Origin of the sequence: Kitasatospora sp. NPDC090091, assembly GCF_044747365.1 — a bacterium.
Lineage (GTDB): Bacteria > Actinomycetota > Actinomycetes > Streptomycetales > Streptomycetaceae > Kitasatospora.
In genome coordinates, this window is sequence record NZ_JBIVDY010000032.1 from 58,156 (window position 1) to 79,127 (window position 20,972).

General features: G+C 74.3%; 20 protein-coding genes. 12 read left to right on the forward strand and 8 right to left on the reverse strand.

Annotation, left to right across the window (positions count from 1 at the left end; all coding sequences use genetic code 11):
• Positions 1-23 precede the first annotated feature (23 nt).
• The 4 genes from ACIPSC_RS36025 to ACIPSC_RS36040 all read left to right on the forward strand — a co-directional run bounded on the left by ACIPSC_RS36025 (position 24) and on the right by ACIPSC_RS36040 (position 4,448).
• Positions 24-1,238 carry a globin domain-containing protein gene (locus ACIPSC_RS36025; RefSeq protein ID WP_400833453.1) on the forward strand — a complete coding sequence of 405 codons (1,215 nt, stop codon included), beginning with the start codon at positions 24-26 and terminating at the stop codon, positions 1,236-1,238.
• Between the two features lie 201 nt (positions 1,239-1,439).
• Positions 1,440-2,213, forward strand: a complete 774-nt coding sequence (locus ACIPSC_RS36030; RefSeq protein WP_400833456.1) for a (Fe-S)-binding protein — start codon at positions 1,440-1,442, stop codon at positions 2,211-2,213.
• Between the two features lie 20 nt (positions 2,214-2,233).
• Positions 2,234-3,628, forward strand: coding sequence for a lactate utilization protein B (locus ACIPSC_RS36035; RefSeq protein ID WP_400833557.1), 1,395 nt, complete (start codon positions 2,234-2,236; stop codon positions 3,626-3,628).
• A gap of 85 nt (positions 3,629-3,713) precedes the next feature.
• Positions 3,714-4,448, forward strand: a complete 735-nt coding sequence (locus ACIPSC_RS36040; RefSeq protein ID WP_400833458.1) for a lactate utilization protein C — start codon at positions 3,714-3,716, stop codon at positions 4,446-4,448.
• Positions 4,449-4,531: 83 nt separating this feature from the next.
• Here ACIPSC_RS36040 and ddaH read toward each other — a convergent pair whose 3' ends face one another.
• Positions 4,532-5,359, reverse strand: a complete 828-nt coding sequence (ddaH, locus tag ACIPSC_RS36045; protein WP_400833461.1) for a dimethylargininase — start codon at positions 5,357-5,359, stop codon at positions 4,532-4,534.
• A gap of 368 nt (positions 5,360-5,727) precedes the next feature.
• Here ddaH and ACIPSC_RS36050 point away from each other — a divergent pair, with 368 nt between their 5' ends.
• A complete protein-coding gene (locus ACIPSC_RS36050; RefSeq protein WP_400833464.1) occupies positions 5,728-6,510 on the forward strand; it encodes an SGNH/GDSL hydrolase family protein in 783 nt (260 codons plus the stop codon).
• Positions 6,511-6,546: 36 nt separating this feature from the next.
• Here the strand turns inward: ACIPSC_RS36050 and ACIPSC_RS36055 are convergent, their stop codons facing one another.
• A complete protein-coding gene (locus ACIPSC_RS36055; RefSeq protein WP_400833467.1) occupies positions 6,547-6,924 on the reverse strand; it encodes a DUF2809 domain-containing protein in 378 nt (125 codons plus the stop codon).
• Between the two features lie 199 nt (positions 6,925-7,123).
• Positions 7,124-8,077 carry a helix-turn-helix domain-containing protein gene (locus tag ACIPSC_RS36060; RefSeq protein WP_400833471.1) on the reverse strand — a complete coding sequence of 318 codons (954 nt, stop codon included), beginning with the start codon at positions 8,075-8,077 and terminating at the stop codon, positions 7,124-7,126.
• Positions 8,078-8,392: 315 nt separating this feature from the next.
• Between ACIPSC_RS36060 and ACIPSC_RS36065 the strand changes: the two genes are divergently transcribed.
• Positions 8,393-9,853 (forward strand): DUF2252 domain-containing protein, encoded by a 1,461-nt coding sequence (locus ACIPSC_RS36065; protein WP_400833473.1) that lies wholly within the window; start codon positions 8,393-8,395, stop codon positions 9,851-9,853.
• Here the strand turns inward: ACIPSC_RS36065 and ACIPSC_RS36070 are convergent, their stop codons facing one another.
• From ACIPSC_RS36070 to ACIPSC_RS36080, 3 genes are all read right to left on the reverse strand, one after another.
• Positions 9,854-10,642 (reverse strand): alpha/beta fold hydrolase, encoded by a 789-nt coding sequence (locus ACIPSC_RS36070; protein ID WP_400833476.1) that lies wholly within the window; start codon positions 10,640-10,642, stop codon positions 9,854-9,856. It abuts the gene before it with no gap.
• A 138-nt stretch (positions 10,643-10,780) separates the two neighbouring features.
• Positions 10,781-12,301 carry an MFS transporter gene (locus ACIPSC_RS36075; protein ID WP_400833478.1) on the reverse strand — a complete coding sequence of 507 codons (1,521 nt, stop codon included), beginning with the start codon at positions 12,299-12,301 and terminating at the stop codon, positions 10,781-10,783.
• Positions 12,298-12,861 carry a helix-turn-helix domain-containing protein gene (locus ACIPSC_RS36080; protein ID WP_400833481.1) on the reverse strand — a complete coding sequence of 188 codons (564 nt, stop codon included), beginning with the start codon at positions 12,859-12,861 and terminating at the stop codon, positions 12,298-12,300. The genes ACIPSC_RS36075 and ACIPSC_RS36080 overlap by 4 nt, the downstream gene beginning before the upstream one ends.
• A gap of 21 nt (positions 12,862-12,882) precedes the next feature.
• Between ACIPSC_RS36080 and ACIPSC_RS36085 the strand changes: the two genes are divergently transcribed.
• The 6 genes from ACIPSC_RS36085 to ACIPSC_RS36110 all read left to right on the forward strand — a co-directional run bounded on the left by ACIPSC_RS36085 (position 12,883) and on the right by ACIPSC_RS36110 (position 18,535).
• The gene (locus ACIPSC_RS36085) at positions 12,883-13,413 is read left to right on the forward strand and encodes a DUF6215 domain-containing protein (RefSeq protein WP_400833485.1); all 531 of its coding nucleotides are present in this window, start codon (positions 12,883-12,885) and stop codon (positions 13,411-13,413) included.
• Positions 13,414-13,544: 131 nt separating this feature from the next.
• Positions 13,545-14,882 carry a DUF5685 family protein gene (locus ACIPSC_RS36090; RefSeq protein WP_400833491.1) on the forward strand — a complete coding sequence of 446 codons (1,338 nt, stop codon included), beginning with the start codon at positions 13,545-13,547 and terminating at the stop codon, positions 14,880-14,882.
• 267 nt (positions 14,883-15,149) lie between these two features.
• Positions 15,150-15,539, forward strand: a complete 390-nt coding sequence (locus tag ACIPSC_RS36095; RefSeq protein WP_400833560.1) for a hypothetical protein — start codon at positions 15,150-15,152, stop codon at positions 15,537-15,539.
• A 1-nt stretch (position 15,540) separates the two neighbouring features.
• Positions 15,541-16,101 (forward strand): hypothetical protein, encoded by a 561-nt coding sequence (locus tag ACIPSC_RS36100; RefSeq protein ID WP_400833495.1) that lies wholly within the window; start codon positions 15,541-15,543, stop codon positions 16,099-16,101.
• On the forward strand, positions 16,101-17,879 hold the full coding sequence (locus ACIPSC_RS36105) for a putative T7SS-secreted protein (protein WP_400833497.1): 1,779 nt from the start codon (positions 16,101-16,103) through the stop codon (positions 17,877-17,879). The genes ACIPSC_RS36100 and ACIPSC_RS36105 overlap by 1 nt, the downstream gene beginning before the upstream one ends.
• Positions 17,880-17,977: 98 nt before the next feature.
• A complete protein-coding gene (locus tag ACIPSC_RS36110; RefSeq protein WP_400833501.1) occupies positions 17,978-18,535 on the forward strand; it encodes a type VII secretion system-associated protein in 558 nt (185 codons plus the stop codon).
• A 17-nt stretch (positions 18,536-18,552) separates the two neighbouring features.
• Here the strand turns inward: ACIPSC_RS36110 and ACIPSC_RS36115 are convergent, their stop codons facing one another.
• Both ACIPSC_RS36115 and ACIPSC_RS36120 read right to left on the reverse strand, forming a co-directional pair.
• Complete coding sequence (locus tag ACIPSC_RS36115) at positions 18,553-18,873, reverse strand: hypothetical protein (protein WP_400833504.1); 321 nt, start codon at positions 18,871-18,873, stop codon at positions 18,553-18,555.
• Positions 18,870-20,903, reverse strand: coding sequence for a hypothetical protein (locus tag ACIPSC_RS36120; RefSeq protein ID WP_400833506.1), 2,034 nt, complete (start codon positions 20,901-20,903; stop codon positions 18,870-18,872). The genes ACIPSC_RS36115 and ACIPSC_RS36120 overlap by 4 nt, the downstream gene beginning before the upstream one ends.
• Between the last annotated feature and the right edge of the window lie 69 nt (positions 20,904-20,972).

Below are 20,972 nucleotides of genomic sequence, written 5' to 3' on the forward strand. Positions count from 1 at the left end.
AGATACCAGTTTGGAGCTCGCTGATGCTGTCCGCCAAGTCCGCCGAGATCGTCGAAGCCACCCTGCCCGCCGTCGGCGGGGCGATCGGGGACATCACCCCGCTCTTCTACGGCAAGATGTTCGCGGCCCACCCGGAGCTGCTGCGCGACCTGTTCAACCGGGGCAACCAGGCCAACGGCACCCAGCGCCAGGCGCTCGCCGGCTCGATAGCCGCCTTCGCCTCCGCCCTCATAGCCCACCCCGACCAGCGGCCCGACGCCATGCTCGCCCGGATCGCGCACAAGCACGTCTCCGTCGGCATCAGCAACGCGCAGTACAAGATCGTCCACGAGCACCTGTTCGCCGCCATCGTCGAGGTGCTCGGTGAGGCCGTGACGCCCGAGGTCGCCGCCGCCTGGGACGAGGTGTACTGGCTGATGGCCAACGCGCTGATCGCCGTCGAGGACCGGCTGCGCGCCGAGGCCGCCGCCGCCCAGGGCGGCGACCCGGACGACCTCTGGCGCCCGTACACCGTCGTCACCCGCTTCCAGGAGACCGACGACGTGGTCAGCTTCCTGGTCCGCCCGGCCGACGGCGGCCCGGTGCCGCCCGCCCTCCCCGGCCAGTACGTCTCGGTGCGCGCCACGATGGCGGACGGCGCCCGGCAGATACGCCAGTACAGCCTCTCCGGAAGCCCGGACGGCGCGCTCCAGTTCACCGTCAAGCGGGCGGGCACCGGCGCCTCCGGGGAGCCGGCCGGCGAGGTCTCGAACCACCTGCACACGCACCTGAACACCGGCGACGTGATCGAGATCGCCCCGCCGCTCGGCGACGTCTCCCTCGCCGACGGCGACGGACCGGTGCTGCTGGCCTCGGCCGGCATCGGCAACACCCCGATGACCGCCATGCTGGCCCACCTCGCCGCCACCGGCTCCACCCGGACGGTCGTCGCCGTCCACGGCGACCGCGACCAGCTCTCGCACGCCTTCCGCGCCGAGCTCGGCCGGCTCACCGCCGAGCTGGCGGACGCCTCCGCCCACGTCTTCTACGAGCAGCCGCTCGGCGCGTGGCCGCAGGAGCGCACCGGCCTGGTCGACCTCGCGACGGTGCCGGTCCCGGCGGGCACCACCGCCTACCTCTGCGGCCCGGTGCCGTTCCTGCGCTCGGTGCGGGCTCAGCTGCTCGCCGCGGGCGTGCCGGCGGCGAACATCCACTACGAGGTGTTCGGACCGGACCTCTGGCTCGGCCAGGACGCCTGACCGGTCCGTGGTCCGGCCAGGGGCCCCTGGCCGGACCACGGCGGTCGCCCGGGGGCAGCTGCCCCCGGCCCCGGGTACCGCGCCGTCCCTGCGGCGCGGCACCCTCCCGCCGGAGCGCCCCGCTCGGTAGCATCACCGCCTGAACGATCACCCACGATCACCGCGGCCCGCCGAGCGGCCACACGGACGCAGGGAGGACCGGTGCGCGTCGCGCTCTTCGCCACCTGCGTGAACGACGCGCTCCACCCGTCCACCGCGATCGCCACCGTCCGGCTGCTGGAGCGGCTCGGCGTCGAGGTCGACTTCCCCGCCGCCCAGAGCTGTTGCGGACAGCCGCAGTTCAACACCGGCTACCGGCGCGCCTGCGAGCCGCTGCTGCGTCGCACCGCCCGCGCCTTCGCCGGCTACGACCACGTGGTGACCCCCTCCGGCTCGTGCGCGGCCATGGTCCGCGACAACTACCCCCGGATCGGCGCCCGGGCCGCCGCCGAGGGGCGGGGCACCGCCCTCGCCGACCTCGCCGGCGAACTCGCGCCGCGGATGTACGAGTTGACCGAGTTCCTGACCGACGTCCTGGGCGTCGAGGACGTCGGCGCGTACTTCCCGCACCCGGTGACGTACCACCCGTCCTGCCACGGACTGCGCGTCCTCGGCCTCGGCGAGCGGCCGCTGCGCCTGCTGCGGGCCGTCAAGGGGCTGGAGTTGGCGGAACTGCCCGGCGCCGACGAGTGCTGCGGCTTCGGCGGCACCTTCGCCGTGAAGAACCCGGCCGTCTCGGCCGCGATGGCCGAGGACAAGATCCGCAACGCGCTCGCCACCGGCGCCCGGGTGCTCTGCGGCGCCGACAACTCCTGCCTGCTGCACCTCGGCGGGACGCTGCGCCGCCGCGGCGACGCGCTCCGCCCGCTGCACCTCGCCGAGATCCTCGCCAGCACCGAGTCCGATCCCTGGACGCCCGGAGAGGAGCTCGGTTGAGCGCCGGCACCTTCCTCGGCATGCCCGCGTTCCCGGAGGCCGCCGCCCGCGCCACCCGGGACGCGCGGCTGCGCGCCAACCTGCGGCACGCCACCCACACCATCCGCGACAAGCGGGCCCGCGCCGTCGCCGAACTGGCCGACTGGGAGCAGCTGCGCGCCGCCGGCAAGGCGATCAAGGACCACACGCTGCGCCGCCTCGACCACTACCTCGTCCAGGTGGAGGAGGCCGTGACGGCGGCGGGCGGCACCGTGCACTGGGCCGCCGACGCCGAGGAGGCCAACCGGATCGTCACCGGCCTGGTCCGCGCGACCGGCGAGCGCGAGGTGGTCAAGGTCAAGTCCATGGCCACCCAGGAGATCGGCCTCAACGAGGCGCTCGCCGCCGAGGGGATCACCGCGTACGAGACCGATCTCGCGGAGCTGATCGTCCAGTTGGGCGACGACCGGCCCTCGCACATCCTGGTGCCGGCGATCCACCGCAACCGCGGCGAGATCCGGCGGATCTTCGCCGAGCGGATGGCCGCCTGGGGCCGGCCGGCGCCCGAGGTGCTGACCGATGCGCCCGCCGAACTCGCCGAGGCGGCCCGGCTGCACCTGCGCGAGAAGTTCCTCCGGGCCCAAGTCGCCGTCTCCGGGGCCAACTTCATCGTCGCCGAGACCGGCACCCTGGTGGTGGTCGAGTCGGAGGGCAACGGCCGGATGTGTCTGACCCTGCCGCGCACGCTGATCTCGGTGGTCGGGATCGAGAAGGTGGTGCCGACCTGGCGGGACCTGGAGGTCTTCCTCCAACTGCTGCCCCGCTCCTCCACCGCGGAGCGGATGAACCCGTACACCTCGCTGTGGACCGGCACCACGGGGGGCGACGGCCCGTCCGCGTTCCACCTGGTGCTGCTCGACAACGGGCGCACCGCCGCCCTCGCCGACGAGATCGGCCGCCAGGCGCTGCGCTGCATCCGCTGCTCGGCCTGCCTCAACGTCTGCCCGGTCTACGAGCGGGCCGGCGGCCACGCGTACGGCTCGGTCTACCCGGGGCCGATCGGCGCCATCCTGACCCCCCAACTGCACGGCACCGCGGGCACGGTGGAGGCGTCGCTGCCGTTCGCCTCGTCGCTCTGCGGGGCCTGCTACGAGGTCTGCCCGGTGGCGATCGACATCCCGGAGGTCCTGGTCCACCTGCGCGAGCAGGTCGTCCGGCGGCCCGGGCACCGGCTGGAGCGGGCGGCCGTCGCGGCCGCCGGGTACGTGCTGGACCGTCCCGCCCTGCTCGCCGCGGCCGAGCGCGCGCTCGCCCGGAGCAGGCGGCTGCACCCGCGCCGCCTGCCCGGGCCCGGCCGCGCCTGGACCGACACCCGGGACCTGCCACAGGTGCCCGCGGAGTCGTTCCGTGACTGGTGGCGGCGCAACCGGACGTGAGGGCGACGGACGTGAGGGCGAGGGGCGCGGGGGAATCCGCCGCAAGGGCGACGGGCGCGAGGGAGCCGGGAGTGAGGAGTCGGGCATGACGGAGCCGGGCATGAGTGCCGCGCACGCCAGTGGTTCGCGGGAGCTTGTCCTCGGACGGATCCGCGCCGCCCTGTACGGCCCGGGCGCCCCGGCCGCCGGAGCCTCCCCGGCCTCCCGGGCCGGCAGCGGCCGGGCCACCGCGCCGGCCGAGGCACCCGTCCCGCGCGACTACCTGCGCAGCCACGTCCCCGCCGACGATCCCGCCGCGCTGCTGGACCTGCTCCACCGCAACCTCGCCGACTACCGGGCGCTCGTCCACCGCTGCACCCCCGAGCACCTGCCCGGAACGGTCGCCGCGCTGCTCGACGCCCGCGGCGCCCGAACGGTGGCCGTCCCGGCCGACCTGCCGCCCGGCTGGCTCGCCGCCGTGCGGGCCACCGAGCCGGTGCCGGACGACGGGACGCTCACCGCCGCCCGGCTGGACACCGTCGACAGCGTGCTGACCGGCTGCGCCCTGGCGGTCGCGGAGACCGGCACGCTCGTCCTGGACGCCGGGCCGGGCCAGGGGCGGCGGCTGCTCAGCCTCGTCCCGGACCACCACATCTGCGTCGTTCTCGCCCCCGAGCAGGTCGTCGCGTCCGTCCCGCTGGCACTTCCCCGGCTCGACCCCCGCCGGCCGCAGACCTGGATCTCCGGCCCGTCCGCCACCAGCGACATCGAGCTCGACCGGGTGGAGGGCGTGCACGGCCCGCGCACCCTGGAGGTGGTGCTGGTCACCGAGGGCCGATGAGCCCCCGGCGGCCGGCGCGGGCACGCCCACGCGAAAGCGTCGCCAGCGTGGGCGAGGTCGCGCAGGCGGGCCTGGCAGCGCGCTCAGGCCGGGCGCAGCTCCAGCGTGCAGCACTTCGGCCCGCCGCCGCCCTTGAGCAGCTCGGAGACGTCCACCGGCCACGGCTCGTAGCCGTGCTCGGCCAGCCGCTCGGCGAGCGCCTTGGCGGGTTCGGGCAGCAGGACGCGACGGCCGTCCGAGACGGCGTTGAGGCCGAACACCTCGGCGTCGGCGCGGTCGGCGAGGATCGCGTCCGGGTAGAGGCTGCGCAGCAACGCCTGGCTGTCCGGCGAGAAGGCCGCCGGGTAGTACATGACGTGGTCGTCGTCGAGGACGGCGAGCGCGGTGTCCAGGTGGTAGAAGCGCGGGTCGACCAGGGTCAGGCTGAGCACCTGCACGCCGAACAGCGCCCGGGCCTCGGCGTGCGCGGCCGGGTCGGTGCGGAAGCCCGTGCCGGCCAGGACGCGGCGGCCGGCCACCAGGAGGTCGCCCTCGCCCTCGTTGACGTGGCCGGCGCGGTGCACCTCGCGGTAGCCGTGCGCCCGGAACCAGGCCTGGTGGGCGTCGGACTCACCGGCCCGCTCCGGGTGCCGGAAGGTCGCGACCAGCACCCGGCCGTTCAGCACGGTGGCCCCGTTCGCGGTGTAGACCATGTCGGGCAGGCCGGGCAGCGGGTCGATCAGCTCGACGGTGTGGCCGAACCGCCGGTAGAGCGCGTGGAGGTGCTCCCACTGGCGGACGGCGAGCGCGGTGTCGGTGGGGCGCTCCGGGTCCATCCAGGGGTTGATCGCGTAGTCGACGGTGAAGTGCGTCGGCCGGCACATCAGGAAGCGCCGCGGCCTGGCGGTGCGCTCCGGGGTTCGGTTCGGCATGCGGCTACCTCCGCCGTCCGGGGATGGGTTCCGGTCCGGTGTCCGGCGCGGCGCCGGTCGACGCCCGGAGCACGTCCCGGAAGGCGGCTGCCCGAACACCCGCGCTCGCACACGTGCACGGACCGCCGGAACGTCGCAGCCCCCGGCGCACCCGGCGCGACCACCCGGCGCACGGGGCGCGCGCCGGGGCCCCGTCGCGCCGCCCCGTTGCGCCGCCGCCCGCGGCTGTGGTGGCGGTGGTGACGGGGCGGCCGAGGTGCATCGAGCTGACGTTCCGTCCGCCGGTGGCCCTACGTGGTCCATCTCACGTACCGCAACCGGCCACCTACGGTGGCGTAGGTCACTTGAGACAGTGAACTATCTACTTCATGCCGAACCTCCAGGAGACCCTTGACCTCAGTTCGTACGCTGCCCTCGGGGACAGCTTCACCGAGGGCCTGAACGACCCCGGCGCCGACGGCGCCTTCGCCGGCTGGGCGGACCGGCTGGCCGGGATGCTCGCCGACGGCCGGCCGCCGGGCGCCTTCCGCTACGCCAACCTCGCGGTGCGCGGGCGGCTGCTCGACCAGATCACGGCCGAGCAGGTGCCGCAGGTCCACCGCATGCAGCCCGACCTGGTCACCTTCTGTGCCGGCGGCAACGACATCCTGCGCCCGGGCAGCGACCCGGACGAGGTGGCCGAGCGCTTCGAGTCCGCCGTCGGCCAGCTGGTCGACTCCGCCGGGACGGTGCTGATCTGCACCGGCTTCGACACCCGCGGCGTGCCGCTGTTGAAGCACCTGCGCGGCAAGATCGCCACGTACAACGGCCACATGCGGGCGGTCGCGGACCGCAACGGCTGCAAGGTCGCCGACCTCTGGTCGCTGCGCGCGGTGCAGGACCGCCGCGCCTGGAGCGAGGACCGGCTGCACCTCTCCCCCGAGGGCCACCAGCGGGTCGCCCTGCTGGCCGCCCGCTCGCTGGGCCTGCGCACCGAGCAGGACCCGGAGGCGCCCTGGCCGGCCCTGCCCGTGCAGTCCCCCGCCGAGCAGCGGCAGGAGAACCTGCAGTGGGCGCGCGAGTTCCTGATCCCGTGGGTCGGCCGCCGGCTGCGCGGCGAGTCCTCCGGCGACCACGTCGAGGCGAAGCGCCCGGACCTGATGCCGCTCTGACGGACAGTCGGATCGAATGGGCCGCAGCCGCCCCCGTCAGCGGGGGCGGCTGCGCCACGACCGGGCGGCTGCCGCGTGCAGTCCTGCGGCGGCCGCAGCACCGACCAGGTACCAGAACAGGTCCGGCGGGTTGAAGGTCGAGCCCAGGACCAGCCGGGCGAGCGTGCTGCGCCGCCCGAGCCCGTCCGGCACGCCGGTGAGCTGGAACAGCTCGACCGCCCAGCTCAGCCCGGCCGCCGCCAGCGCGGCGGGCAGCGGGCGCAGCCGCGGCACGGCCAGCAGCACCAGGGCGTACACCAGCACGGTGTAGAGCGCGTCCCCCGCGGCCTTGGCGAACTCGCCGCCGGCCACCGAGCGCACACCGAGCCCGGCCGTCACCGTCACGACCGCCGCCACCAGGGCCGCCGCACGCACGGCCCGCCTCCCCCGAAGATCATCCACAGCGGCCAGCCTAGGGCCTCGCTTCGGCCGATCCTGCCGGGCGCACGACGCCCGGCACACGACACCGGGCACACGACACCGGGCACACGATCGACCGGCCACGGCCCAGAACCCCTCGCTTCGGACGTGTGCCCTGCGCGCCCCGTGCGGGGCTACTCGACGCGCCGCGCCATCACGCCCCGAGGGCGTGCGCGCGGTGTTCGGTGGGGGTGACCCCGTAGGCCTCGCGGAAGGCACGGCCGAAGGAGCCGGCACTGGAGAACCCCCAGCGGGCTGCGACCTCCTGAACGGACTGCCCGCTCAGGCCCCGGTGCGCGAGGTCGGCGTGGCAGCGTTCGAGGCGCTGTTGCCGGATGGTCGCCGCCACACTGGCGGGCTGGTCACGGAAGAGGAGGTAGAGCGCGCGCAGCGAGATGTGGTGGTGGTCGGCGATCGCCCGGGGCGTCAGCGCCGGGTCGCCGAGGTTGTGCTCGATGAAGCGGTGGATCCGTTGCAGCATCACCTGGGCACGGGCCTCGGCCGGAGCCTCCTCTGGAGCACCCAGGTGCTGGGCGAGGCAGGCCGTGGCCAGGTCGAGCGCGATGGAGCCGATGCGGGGCAGTTCCTCGGGGCCGCAGCCGGCGCCGAGGTCGAGCAGCGTGCTCATGAAGCGGGCGAGGATCGCCCCAGTGCCCGCCTGTGCGGGGATGCGCCGGGCGAGGAGGCCGTCCAGCTTGTCCGGGTGGAGCGGCAGCTCGGACCGGGGCACCTGCAGCATGACCACGCGGACCGGTCGGCCGTCCCGGCCGGAGGCGTTCACCATCGGGCGCGAGGTGTCCGTCAGCACCAGGTCACCCGAGACCGTCGACTCGTTGCGGAGCTGGGCGGTCCGGACGGCGCCGTCCGTGATCAGCGCGAGCTGGTACTGCTCGGGGTCACCCTGCCGGACGTGGCGGGCGCTGCGGAGCGCCGACACCGGCGAGTAGGCGAAGCTCGACACCTGGAGCGGCCCCAGCCCTACGGTCGCGATCTCCGCCTGGAAGCCCGCCGCGTGCTCGGCGCGGATCGTGAGGGGCATCAGGTCGCCCGACACCGCCTCGCAGAACCACTCGAACCGGTCCCCCGGCGGCACGACGGTCGCCGACACGCACACCTCTCCCACCACCGGAGCCTCCCCCTGCCCACCGAACCACCTCCGACCGGTCCGTGTCCGCCGGCGCGGCAGGATCGGTCGCGACCATCACCATGATCGATTGCAGCCCGTTCGGCAACTCGAATCCGGGCGTCCGCCCGGATTTGCCGGAAGCGCCCCCGAGGCGCCCCGGAACCGTGGTCGTCCGCGTGGCGTCCCTCCCTCCCGACAGGTCGCCCCGGCCGAGGGGTAGCCTGCTGCCCGGCCCGCCGAGGGGCCGGGTCCGCGCAGGTCGCGGGCGGGAACGACGGAAGACGGGGGCGGAGCGCAGTGACGCAGCTGACCGATGGGGTAGAGGGATCCGGCCCGGGCGCCGGCACGCCGGCCGGCGGCCGGAGGGCCGGTCGGCGGTTCACGGTGGACGGCTTCGCACCGCGCCACGACGGCCGCGCCCGGGAACACGGCAAGGCTCTGCGTACACGCACCCCGCGCGAGCGGCACGCCGAGTTCGTGCCCGCCAACGACCGCCCGACCGCCGTCGAGGCGATCGAGGCGTCCAACGCCGGCCGGCTCACCGACCTGGTGCCGATCCGGCTCGGCCGGATGGCCGCCACCCCGTTCGCCTTCCTGCGCGGCTCGGCCGGCCTGATGGCCGCCGACCTCGCCGACACCCCGGCCACCGGTGTCTCCGCGCAGCTCTGCGGCGACGCGCACGCCGCCAACTTCGGCCTCTACGGCGACGCCCGCGGCCGGCTCGTGATGGACATCAACGACTTCGACGAGACCGTGCCCGGTCCGTGGGAGTGGGACCTCAAGCGGCTCGCCGCCAGCCTCGTGCTGGCCGGCCGCGAGATCGGCGCCGACGAGACCACCGCGCGCCGGGCCGCCTTCGACGCGGCCGGCTCGTACCGCCGGACCATGCGCGCGCTGGCCAAGCTGTCCGCCCTGGACGCCTGGAACGCCGTCGCCGACGAGCAGTTGGTCTCCTTCGCCCAGGCGCACGACCTCGCCGAGGTGCTGGAGCGGGTCGGCACCAAGGCGCTCGGCAACACCGGCGCCAAGTTCGCCGCCAAGTCCACCGTCCGCACGGAGGACGGTGGTTGGCAGTTCACCGCCGCACCCCCGGTACTCAGTGAGGTGACGGACAAGACGGCCGCCGCGGTGGCCGCCGCGCTCGGCCCCTACGTGCAGACCGTGCCCGCCGAGCTGCACCCGCTGCTCTCCCGCTACCACGTCCAGGACGTGGCGTTCCGCGTGGTCGGCACCGGCAGCGTCGGCACCCGCTCGTACGTCGTGCTGCTCACCGACCACCGCGACCAGGCGCTGGTGCTCCAGGTGAAGGAGGCCCGCCCGTCCGTGCTGCTGCCGTACCTGGCCAAGGCGGGCCACCCGGTGCCGGCCGCCGCGATCGACGGCCACGAGGGCCGCCGGGTGGTGCTCGGCCAGAAGCGCATGCAGGTGGTCAGCGACACCCTGCTCGGCTGGACCACCGTCGACGGACTGCCTTACCAGGTCCGGCAGTTCCGCAACCGCAAGGGCAGCGTGGACCCGGCGGCGCTGCTGCCCGGCCAGCTCGACGACTACGCCCGGATCACCGGCGCCCTGCTGGCCCGCGCCCACGCGCACACCGCGGACCCCGGCGTGATCGGCGGCTACTGCGGCAAGAACGAGGCGCTGGACGAGGCGATCGCGACCTTCGCCGTCGCCTACGCCGACCGCACCGAGGCCGACCACGCCGACCTCCTGGCGGCGATAAGGGCCGGCCGCCTGCCGGCCGAGCACGGCATCTGATCAGCCGGCGGAACGTGCAGGACCACTCCGGCCGGCCGGATCGAGGAACGGCGCGACCAGCGCGACGTACTCGGCCGGCCGGCTGTGGTGCACCAGGTGCCCCGCGTCGATGGTGACCACCCGGCAGTCCGGGATCCGGTCCGCCATCTCGGCGATCCGGTCCTGCGGGACGTGACTGGTCGGGCCGCCGGCCACCACCAGGGTGCTCGCGGTCACGGTGGCCATCCGCTCCAGCCAGACCGGGTCCGGGGTGTCCAGCTGCGCCTTGACCGCCCGCACCACCGCCCAGTCGAAGTCCACCGGCTCGGCCGGCGCCCCGGCCACCGGGCTCGCCGGCCGCGGGTACGGCGCGGGGATGTCCTCCAGCACCAGCCGGCCGACCCGCCCGGGGTGCTCCTGCGCCAGCAGGTAGGCGACGACGCCGCCCATCGAGTGGCCGACCACGTCCACCCGGTCGAGGCCGAGTGCGTCCAGGAAGGCGACGACGTCGTCCCGCATCAGGTCGACCCCGTACGCTCCGGGCCGCCCGCTGTCGCCGTGGCCGCGCAGGTCGAGCGCGAAGACGTGGTGGTGCGGGGCGAGTTCCGGCAGCACGCCGTCCCAGTCGCGGGCCCGCTCGCCGAGCGCGTGCAGCAGCACCAGCGGCGGCGCCCCGGGCGTGCCGTGCTCCCGGTAGGCGAGGGTGACCCCGGGCAGGTCGACGGTGCGGTGGGTCACCCGCACCCGGTGGGCCTGGTGACCCTGGTGACCCTGGTGGGCGGGCTGGGCCGGAGTCCGGTGATCAGTCATGACAGTCACCGTACGCCCGAACTCCGGCCCCGCGGCCGCCCGTTCGCCCCCCGCTCAAAGCCGCCGGTCGGACGCCGCCCGGGCGGGGCCCGTCGCGTCGGGCGCGCCGCGCACGGGCCAAGGCTCAGCGCCCGCTCCTCACCGCCCGCCGCCGGGTGCCGCGTCCTCCCGCACGCCGGGCACCGCGCCCTCCGGAGCCGCCTCCACCCCCGCCGCGGGTGCCTCGCCGTCCCGCGCCGAGGCGCGGCCCGCGTACACCGAGGCCAGCACCGCCAGCCCGGCCACCGCCGCGCAGACACCGCTCGCGTACGCATACGCCGAGCGGTGCCCGCCGCCGCCCGCGGTGGCGCGCAGGTAGACGCCGGAGAGCGCGGAGACACTGACTGCCGCCGCGATCCGCTGCGCCATCTGCAGGATCGCCCCGCTCACCCCGGCCGCCTCGGCCGGGGCGTGCCGCAGCACGTACGCCTGGTTGGTGGCGCCCATGACGCCGACCGCAGCGCCGCCGAGCAGCTGCAGGGCGGCGAGCAGCCAGGGCAGGGCGCCGGTCGGCCCCCACTGCACCACCAGTCCGCCGGCCAGCATGACCAGTGCCGAGCCGGCCATGCCCGCGGTGACGGTCCGGCGGCCGAAGCGCTGCACCACCCGCCAGGCCAGCGCGGAGGCGACCCCCATGGACACCGCCGAGGGCAGCGCGACCAGCGCCGCGCCCATCGGGGAGAGGCCGAGACCGTCCTGGAGGAACATCGCCAGCACCAGCCCGGCCGCGATGGAGGAGCCGAACTGGGCCATCGCCACCGCCGTGCCCAGTGCGTACGGCGCGGAGCGGGTGAGCGCCGGGTGGATCAGCGGATGCCCGCCGGCCCGTGCGTAGCGCCGCTGCCACCGGACGAGTGCGCCGAGCAGCACGCAGGCACCGGCCCCGAAGGCGAGCCAGCCGGTCCAGCCGGGCGGCTGGACGAAGGGCAGCATCAGCACCAGCGTCAGCGCGCCGACCAGCAGCAGGCCGACCAGGTCGAGGTCGGCGTGCCGGGCGCTGGGGCGCGGGCGCGGCAGCCAGCGGGCCGCCAGTGCCACGGTGGCCAGCCCGAACGGGACGTTGAGCAGGAAGGTCAGCCGCCAGCCGGCCTCGGGGCCGACGGCGGCCAGCACCGCGCCGCCGATCGGCGGTCCGAGGGCGAAGGCGAGCCCGCCGGTCACGGCGTACATGCCGAGCGCCCGGGCGCGCAGCTGGCCGTCGAAGACGTCCTGGAGGGTGCCGATCATCTGGGAGTTGACCAGTCCGGCCCCCGCTCCCTGGAGCAGCCGGGCCGCCACCAGCAGCCAGGGCTCGGTCGCCGTCGCCGAGAGCACGCTGACCGAGGTGAACAGCGCCAGGCCCGCGACGAAGAACCACTTGCGGCCGCGCACGTCGCCGAGCCGCCCGCCCGGCACCAGGGCCAGGCCGAAGGCGAGCGAGTAACCGGCCACGATCCACTGCAGGTGGGCGGGTTGGGCGTGCAGGCTCTCGCGGAGCGCGGGTATGGAGGTGTTGAGCACGGACTGGTCGAGCAGGGTGGTGAACCCGCCCGCGACACAGACCAGCAGGACGCGGCGCCCGGCGGCGTCGAACCGCTCCCGGGGCGCCGCCGGGGCGGGGCCGGCCGTGGACCGCGTCACGGGACGACCACCACCAGCACGTAACGGGCCTCCGCCGGGCCCGGACAGCGGAACCGGGTGGTCTCCGCGACGAACCGCAGACAGTCCCCGGCCGCCAGCAGATGCGGCTCACCATCGACAGTAAGCTCCAACTCACCCTCCAGCAGCCAGAGATGGTGTTCGAGCCCGGGCACGGACGGACGGTCGTACGAGAGGTCGGCGCCCGCCGGCAGCCGGCCCTCGATCACCTCCGCCCGCAGCGACCCGTGCGGCGGCGACACCGACCGGCGAACGAACCCGGACGCCTCGTCCCGCCACACCCGCTGCTCGTCCGCCCGCACCAGCCGGGCCGGCACCGACTCCACCTCGGCGAGCAGGCGCGACATCGTCCACCCGTACACCGCGCAGAGCCGCCCGAGCACCGCCGCCGTCGGGCTCACCTCCGCCCGCTCCACCCGCGACAGCGTCGACCGGCTGACGTCCGCGCGCTGCGCCAACTCCTCCAGCGTCCACCCCCGTTCCACCCGCAACTCCGCCAACCGCGTCGCCAGCCGCTCATCAGCGGCGGTGTCGATTCCCATATTCGCGATGCTATCCCGGATATGGGATCGTCGATACGGGGCCGGCGAGGCTGCACCCGCCCCCACACCGCCCGGGCGCACCGACCGGACTTCCCGGCCCTGGCCGGCATGCCGACCGAGCACGTCTCCAACGCGCAGTCCGGGGGCGGGCAGATCACCTTCGCGGACGGGACGAAGAAGCTCAACGCCGCAGCGGAGGTGCAGATCGGCACGCTCCAGGTACGGATCGCCGATCTCCACGACCTCACCGTCCGGGACTACCTCGTCCTGGGTGGCGGCACGGCGACCCGCACCACACTCCTCGACCACCCCGCGATGACCTACTCCGACCGCACCACCGCGGTCTACTTCAACCTCGGCGGCGGCAAGACCAGCACCGGCCCCGGCGGCATCGCCCGGCACCTCGTCGTCGGGAAGGACAGCACGGCCGACGGCGGGTCCTACGAGCTCACGATCTGGCACCAGGACAGCGCCGTCCCCGACGACGCGGCACTGTTCCGGATCGCCGAGAAGGTGCTCCCGACGCTCCAGGGCTGGACCGCGAGCCGGTAGCAGCGCCTCCGGACGGTGCACGGCGCAGGCCTGCGATCACGGAGAGTCATGCGCCTTCGGAACCCCTCCCACCTGGTCATATGATGTGCGCCACCAGGGCCGATCAAGCCCTGGTCGGGTGAGGGGGGATCATGTTCGGCATCATCAGACCGTGTCGCCACCGGCTCTCGGAGCGGTTGCAGACCTCGTGGATGGCGCACCTGTGCGGGCTCTGCCTGGCACTGCGGGACGACCACGGACAGCTGGCGCGGACCGCCACCAACTACGACGGCCTGATCATCTCGGTGCTGGTCGAGGCGCAGAGCGCCGAGGACGACGCCTCCTGGCGCCGCACGGCCGGGCCCTGCCCGCTCCGCGGGATGCGCACCGCCTCGGTCGCCAAGGGGGAGGGCGCCCGGCTGGCCGCGGCGGTCTCGCTGGCACTCGCCTCGGTGAAGATCCGCGACCACGTCGAGGACCGCGACGGCGTGTTCGCCCGCAGGCCGGTCGCGGCCGGGGCGCGGGCGGTGACCAGGCGCTGGGACCGCAAGAGCGCGGGCGGCGCGTCGGCCGTCGGCTTCGACACCGCCGTGCTGCTCGACGCCGCGGCCCGCCAGGGCGAGCTGGAGCGCTCGCTGGCGCCGGGCGGTTCGGTGCTGCTGGTCACCGAGCCCACCGAGAGCGCCACCTCGGCGGCCTTCGCGCACACCGCGGAGCTGGCCGGCCGGCCCGGCAACGCCGCGCCGCTGGCCGAGGCGGGGCGGCTGTTCGGACGGCTGGCGCACCTGCTGGACGCGGCCGAGGACCAGGCCGCGGACGCAGCGAGCGGCGCCTGGAACCCGCTCACCGCGACCGACACCGACCGGGCGGAGGCCGAACGGCTATGCCGGGACGCCGTGCACGGCATCCGACTCGCGCTGCGCGACGTGGAGTTCACCGACCGCGCACTGGTCCACGTCCTGCTCGGCCACGAGACCGAGCGCGCCGTCGACCGGGTCTTCGGCGCGGCCTCGCACACGGCCTCCTGCCGCACCAAGGCCGCCCCGAGCGGCACCGCGCCCCACGACGCCGCGCCGCACAGCACCGCGCCGCACGCCGCCAACCCGTACCAGTCGCCGCCCACCAAGGACCCGAACCAGGCTCCCCCGGCCGGCCCCGGGGCGCCGGTCCCGCCGTGGGTGCCCCAGGGCCCGGGCTTCACCCCGCCCGGCGCACCACGTCCGCCCCGCCGCAACCTCCTCTCCGGCTGCGCGATCTGGGCGCTGATGGCCTGCTCGTGCCAGCTGATGTGCTGCAACCACAACGACCCGTTCTCGCGCGAGCCCCGGGAGGGCTGGTGCGCCCGGCAGGACTGCGGCTGCGGGCAGTGCGACTGCAGCGGCTGCAGCAACTGCGACAGCTGCTGCCAGTGCTGCGGCGACGACGGCTGCTGCGACGGCTGCGGGTGCGACGGCTGCTGCGACGGAGGCTGCGACTGCGGCTGCAGCTGAGCCCGTGTTCGTGAGCGGCTCGCCGGACGGTGGCAGTACGCGCACCGCACCGGCGAGCCGCTCGCGTTTCTCCGCGACATGACGGACGGTCAACGTTCTTCGAGCAGCCGGACGTTGCTCCCCTCACGAATCGGGCCGGCCACCGGCACGCCGTCATCATCGGCCCCCGTGGGGTGATATCCGGCGATCCATCCCCATATCCGTGCATTAGAGTGGCGTTCTAAACGGGGCCGGGGCGATCGGGGGATCATGCGGAACGCCGGTTTGGTGCATCAGCTACGGATGCTGCGGGCGGGGGTGGGTGACCCCGCGTTGATGGTGGCGCAGTTCCGGTTGAGTGCGGTGTTGGTGCCCCGGTGGGGTGAGGAGGCGGTGTGGACCGCCGATCACGGGGGCCTGCGGTGGATCCACGCCTTCACCTCGGAGGAGGAACTCGCCGCGTTCGCGCGGCTGAAGGAGCTTCCGGTGGACGGCCTGCCGTATCTGACGGTGCTGGGCTCGCGGTTGCTGGACGTGGCCGTGCCCGCGCTGGGGGTTCCCGGCGGGGTGGCATTGGACGTGGCGGGGGCGGAGCCGATGCTCCTGCCTCCGATGCGGGGGATCGTGCCGGACGAGGTGGCCCTCGACGGGCCGATGGCTGTGACGGGGGAAGGCTGAGATGGCGGGCACGGGGTTCGGGGTCGATCCGCAGGCGCTGAAGCTGGCGGAAGAGGGCATCAACGGGGCGATCGAGGAGCTGCAGAAGCTGGGGATCGCGGGTTTCGCGGAGTCCGGACGGGGGTTCTCGGAGCTGGAGCTGACCGGCATGGAGGCCGGTGACCCGGATCTGGGGGCCGTGTTCACCGAGTTCTGCGAACGCTGGTCGTGGGGCGTGCGGAAGCTGGTGCAGGAGGGCACCGAGATCGCGGGCAAGCTCGGGCTGTCGGCGGGCTTCTACCACGAGCAGGAGAAGTATGCGGACGGCCTGCTGAAGGACGTCGTCGCGGCGGGGATGGGCAACCCGCACCAGACGGAGGAGCAGATCGAGGGCAAGTCCTGGGACCAGGTGTGGGGTGACAACGCGTACACCCAGATCACCAACCCGGACTTCTCCCCGGGGTCCGCGGACAAGGCCTTCGACAACATGGCGAAGACCTGGAAGGACGTCGCGAAGGAGAAGGCCGAAGGTCCGTTCGGGATCAACAAGGCGATCGCCGAGGCGGCGGGGGGCAACGGCTGATGGGTCTGCACTTCAGCATCACCGATGTGGTGGACGCGGCCGACACCTTCGTCGACGTGCACGTCAAGGCGGGTGCCAAGGTCCTGCAGAAGGGTTCGCACCTGACCGGTGACCTGCTGGACGAGGTCGGGCTGCACGGTGCGGCGCAGAAGGTCAACGGGTGGGGCGACGATGTCGCGGACGAGGCCGGCCTGAAGGTCGGCGAGCGCAGCCTGAAGCAGACCGACGACCCGAAGGAGCTGGTCCACGGGGACGCGAAGAAGCTCAACGAGGTCGCCGGGCACCTGAAGAAGTTCCACGACGCGTTCGACAAGACCGGCAGCGGCCTGGCCAGGCTCGACCACGAGCACTGGACGGGGGACGCCGCGGAGGCATTCCAGAAGGCGTTCCAACCGCAGCCCAAGCAGTGGCTGACCGCCGCGGACGCGTGCGGCAAGGCCGCCTCCGCGCTGGAGACCTTCGCCCACACCGTCACCTGGGCGCAGGGGGAGGCCGCGGAGGCCGCGCGGCTGTGGAAGGCGGCGAAGAAGAAGTCCGACGCGGCGGCCAAGGCGTGGCTGGAAGACGCCATGACATACAACCTGCGGGCCAAGGCATACAACTCCACGCCGCCCGACCAGCGGCCGGCGCAGAAGCCGGTCGATCCGGGCGAGTTCAAGGACCCGGCGGAGGCCGAGTTCCAGCATGCCGAGGAGAAGCTGGACGCCGCCCGCACCCAGCGGGACTCCGCCGCGCGCACCGCCACCGCCGCGATCGCCGCGCTGGTGCAGTCGGCGCCGAACATGCCGAGCAAGACGCAGATCCTCAAGGCCGACGTCATGGACGGTCTGGCCGGCGCACCGGTGATGTACCAGCACTTCACCGGTGGCCTGATCAAGAGCGGCACCGACCTGCTCAAGCTCGGCCGCTCGCTCAACCCCTACGACCCGTACAACCTCACCCACCCCGCCCAGTACCTCGACGGCCTGTCCACCATCACCGCGGGCCTGATCCAGGCCGGTGACCACCCCGTCGACCTGCTCAAGGGCCTGGTCGGCAGCGGGTGGGGCAACGACCCGTCCGAGGCAGGCGGAAGGCTCGCCGGCAACCTCCTCATCGGCGCCGGCACCGGTGGCGGCGGCACCGCCGCCACCGTCGCCGAACGCGAGGCCGCCGCCGTCGCCAAGAACGCCGCCGAGAAGGCCGCCCAGGAGGCTGCCGAGAAGGCGGCCCAGGAGGCCGCGGAGAAGGCCGCGAAGGAGGCCGCGGACCAGGCGGCCAAGGAGGCCGCCGAGCAGGCGGCCGCCAAGGCCGCCAGTGACGCCGACAAGTTGAAGGCGGCCGTCAACAAGGACATCAACATCGATGACATCACCCACGATCCGGTGTGGCGTGACAGCAAGGAACCGCTCTGGCGGTACGACGACCGCCATCCGGAGGAGATCTTCGGGTCCGACAAGCCCGGGTTCGAGCCGCGGAGCAACACGGAGCACAACCTCCGCGGCTACGCGCACGCGAACTGGGACTCGATCTACGTCGGGACGAGCAAGGACCCGGCCTACTCCCTGGGCCGGAACTTCAAGTACGAGGTCGACGCACCGGGTGGCATCGACATCAACGCCACGTTCAAGAACGGCGACTACCCGCACACGCACGAGAGCGAGATCGCCTTCCCCGGAGGCATCAGGGCGGAGAACGTCAAGGGCGCCTGGCGGCTCGACGAGAACCGGCAGCCCCTGGAGTGGATTCCGAATCCGCGCTACCGGCCGGCGGCCGGCGCCAACCCGCCGCTGCCGTAGGGCCTGTCTTGTGGATCAGGCCGGGTCCGCCCTGATCCACAAGACAGGCCCTGGACCATCCCGTGACCCCGTTTCAGCAACCCTGAGAGGCGAGAGACATGACCAACCCGTCCGACGGCCCGGCCGACCCGCCCGTGACCGACGCCCTGCGGGCCGAGGCCCGTCGTCGGCGCGGGGGCTGGATCTACTCGATCGACCCGGCCTACGACCCGAACGGGGAGGTGCCCAACTACGCGGTCATCGGCGGCTGGCAGGTGGACGCCAACGGCGCGCTGGTCCGCTTCCTCCACAACCCCAACTACCGCCCGTCACCACAGAGCCGGGGCTGGGCCAGGCCGGAGACCGCGGCCGAGGAGGCCTTGCAGTGGGCCGCCACGGGGTACTGCGACGAGGCGAGGCTCAAGGGCGCCCTGCTCGACGCGGACCTGCTCGTGTTCGCGGCGCCCGGCCCGCTGAACCTGCACGTGGTGCCGGGTCCGGAGGGACGGAGCGTGCTGGAGGCGTGCACGTCGGAGCGCCACCTGCCCGCTCACTGGCCCGGCTTCACCCGGCTCACGGGGCGGCAGCTCACGGAGCTCACCCACGGCCTGGACCTGCGCGTGAACCCCGGTTCCACCCCGTCGGTCACCCTTCCCCTCGACGACCTGGCGGGCTGAGCGGTGGCGGGCCAGGGTCAGCGGACGTCGGCAGCGGCCGTGACGGGAGCCCGCAGCGATTCCGGCAGCAGGGGGCTGTTCCTCCAGAATCCGAGCATCTCCAGGAGGATTCCCCAGGCGCGGGCCGCGGCGTGGGCTGCCTGGGGAGTCGTCCGCTCGTTGCCGAGCACGGTGACGTACCGGACGGCCATCCTCGTCCAGGCGCTGTAGACGGCGTACGTCGTCGGCTCCATCCCCCGGTCGATCCGCTCCAACTCCGCCTGCCGCTCGATGGTCGTCACGAAGGTCCGCAGGTCGCGGTACTGCGTGGCGGTGGGCAGGTCCGGTTCCGTGCTCAAAGGTGCTCCCCGTCGGTTCCTTCGGTCGCCCCGAAGAATACCGGCGCCGGCAGGGTGATCCGGGCCAGGCCTTCGGGGAGGACGCAGACCACGTCAGCGGGTGAAGTGGCCAGAACGGTGCGGACGGGCGTCCCGAGAAGGACGTCGACCGCCGGGCCGTTCCGGTCGACCGGAACGGCCCTCAGCAGTCCGTCCTCCCAGGCCATGGCCAGGAAGAGGCCGGAAGCCGTGTTCGTCAGGCTCACCGAGGCGACCGCACGGGGACGCTCGGCGATGGAACCGGGCATCGGTGGCAGGCCGGGGCGCCAGGCGCGGACGCGGCCGTCGGCGCCCCCGCTGACGACGAGTGACCGGGCCGTCCCCTCGTCGCCGGGGAGCAGGACGCCGCTCACGGCGGTGACCGGCCCCCGGTGCAGAGGCTCGGCACAGGCCTCCCCCGGCGCGAACCAGTGCACCGTCCCCGTTCCGTCGCCGGCCGCCGGCAGATCGGCCGATGCCGTCCTCCGGCCGGTCCCGAGCGGCGGGAGCCGCAGGTCACCGGCGAGAACCAGCACCTCGCCGTCGGGGCCGAGGGCTGCGACCGTCCCGTCCGGGTGGCAGGTGAGCGCCGTCATGCCCGCCGGTCCGACGAGTGCCCTGCGGTCGAGAAGCCGCCCCGTGGCCAGGTCGACCAGGTGCACGCCGCCGGTGACGTCCGCCGCCAGGATCCGGCCGTCGAACGGCCCCCGGCCGAGGGCCGCCGCGGCCAGCGGGGCGTCCTCCTCCGCGGGCCCGCAGAACCACTCGGTGCGCCAGGGCGCACCGGAGACCGGCGGGAGGGTGTGGTCCGTGCGACCCTCCAGCAGGCGCATCCTCAGGATCTCGGCCCGCGAGGCGCCGGCGTCCTCCCTCAGCAGGGCGGGTCCGGCCGCCTGCCACGCAGTGCGGAGCGGGCTGTCGCCGTGGGAACCGAATGCCGCCGCCACGGCGAGCGGATCCGCACAGGCGGTGAACAGCGGGTCTTCGAGCAGTTGCTCCGCCATTCCGGCCCGGACGCACTGACCCAGGAGAAGGCCGAGCCGGTCGGGGTCCGCGCCCAGGAGGTCCGGAGCGCGGTCGGCCGCGCGGGGGACGGTTGCGGCGAGGGCGCGGACCACTTCGACCGGGTCCACCGGGCCGGTGCCGGCCGTCACGGCCTGCCGGAGCGGGCCGACGGGCAGCCACCAGGTGTCGCCGGCCGGGGAGTCCGCCGGCAGAAGGTCAGCGGCACGCTCGACGGCTGCGGAATCGGCCAGGACCGCCCACTCCTGCCGGGTGAGGGGACGCACCGCGGCCGTCAGCGTGCCCATGGCCGGGCGCACCTCGTCCGGCAGCGAGGCCCACCAGGCCGCGGGCACGGCCGGGCCGTCCGGGCCGTCCGCCGGAACGGCCGCCCCGGCCGGGACCTTGGCCGCGAGCAGGGCCAGGCCCGGGTTGGGGTACACCTGCTCGGCGCGGAACGGAGAGCCCGCGCGCCGCCGGTCGTACCAGGACGCGAAGCGCCCGGCGTCCGTCCACCGCGGCTCGTCCAGCGCCAGCACCGCGGGCTGCCCCGCCACCGGCAGGACGCCCGTCGACTCGACGACCATCCGCACGGCGGGCGCGTCCGACAACGGGCCCAGCAGGAGTTCGGCCAGGGCCGCCGGCTCGGCCGAGCGGTCGAGGTCCCAGAGGAACAGCAGCCGGGGGCGGTCCGCTGCACGCAACCCGGCGACGAGCTCTTCGGGCGTGCGTGCCCGGACGCCCAGGCGGGCGGCGATGGTCCAGGTGGCGCTGTGAACGGTCATTCCGGCCAACGGCACCGCGGCGTCGGGCCGTTGCGCCGCGGGCGTGGCCGGGTCCGAGCAGGCGGTGGCCAACCAGGTCAGCAGCCGGGTCTTGCCGATGCCGGCCGGGCCGGTCACGTGGCACACCCGCGGCGCCCGGGGGTCCTCCAACAGGGCCAGCAGTGCCCGGGCCGCAGGACTGCGGCCGGCGCCCAGAGGCGGCATCCAGCGCCCGGTCGTGTCCACCACGGTCTCCCCCACTCACCCGCTCGACGATCATGATCATACGGCCCGCAAAGGGGTGATTCGTGCATG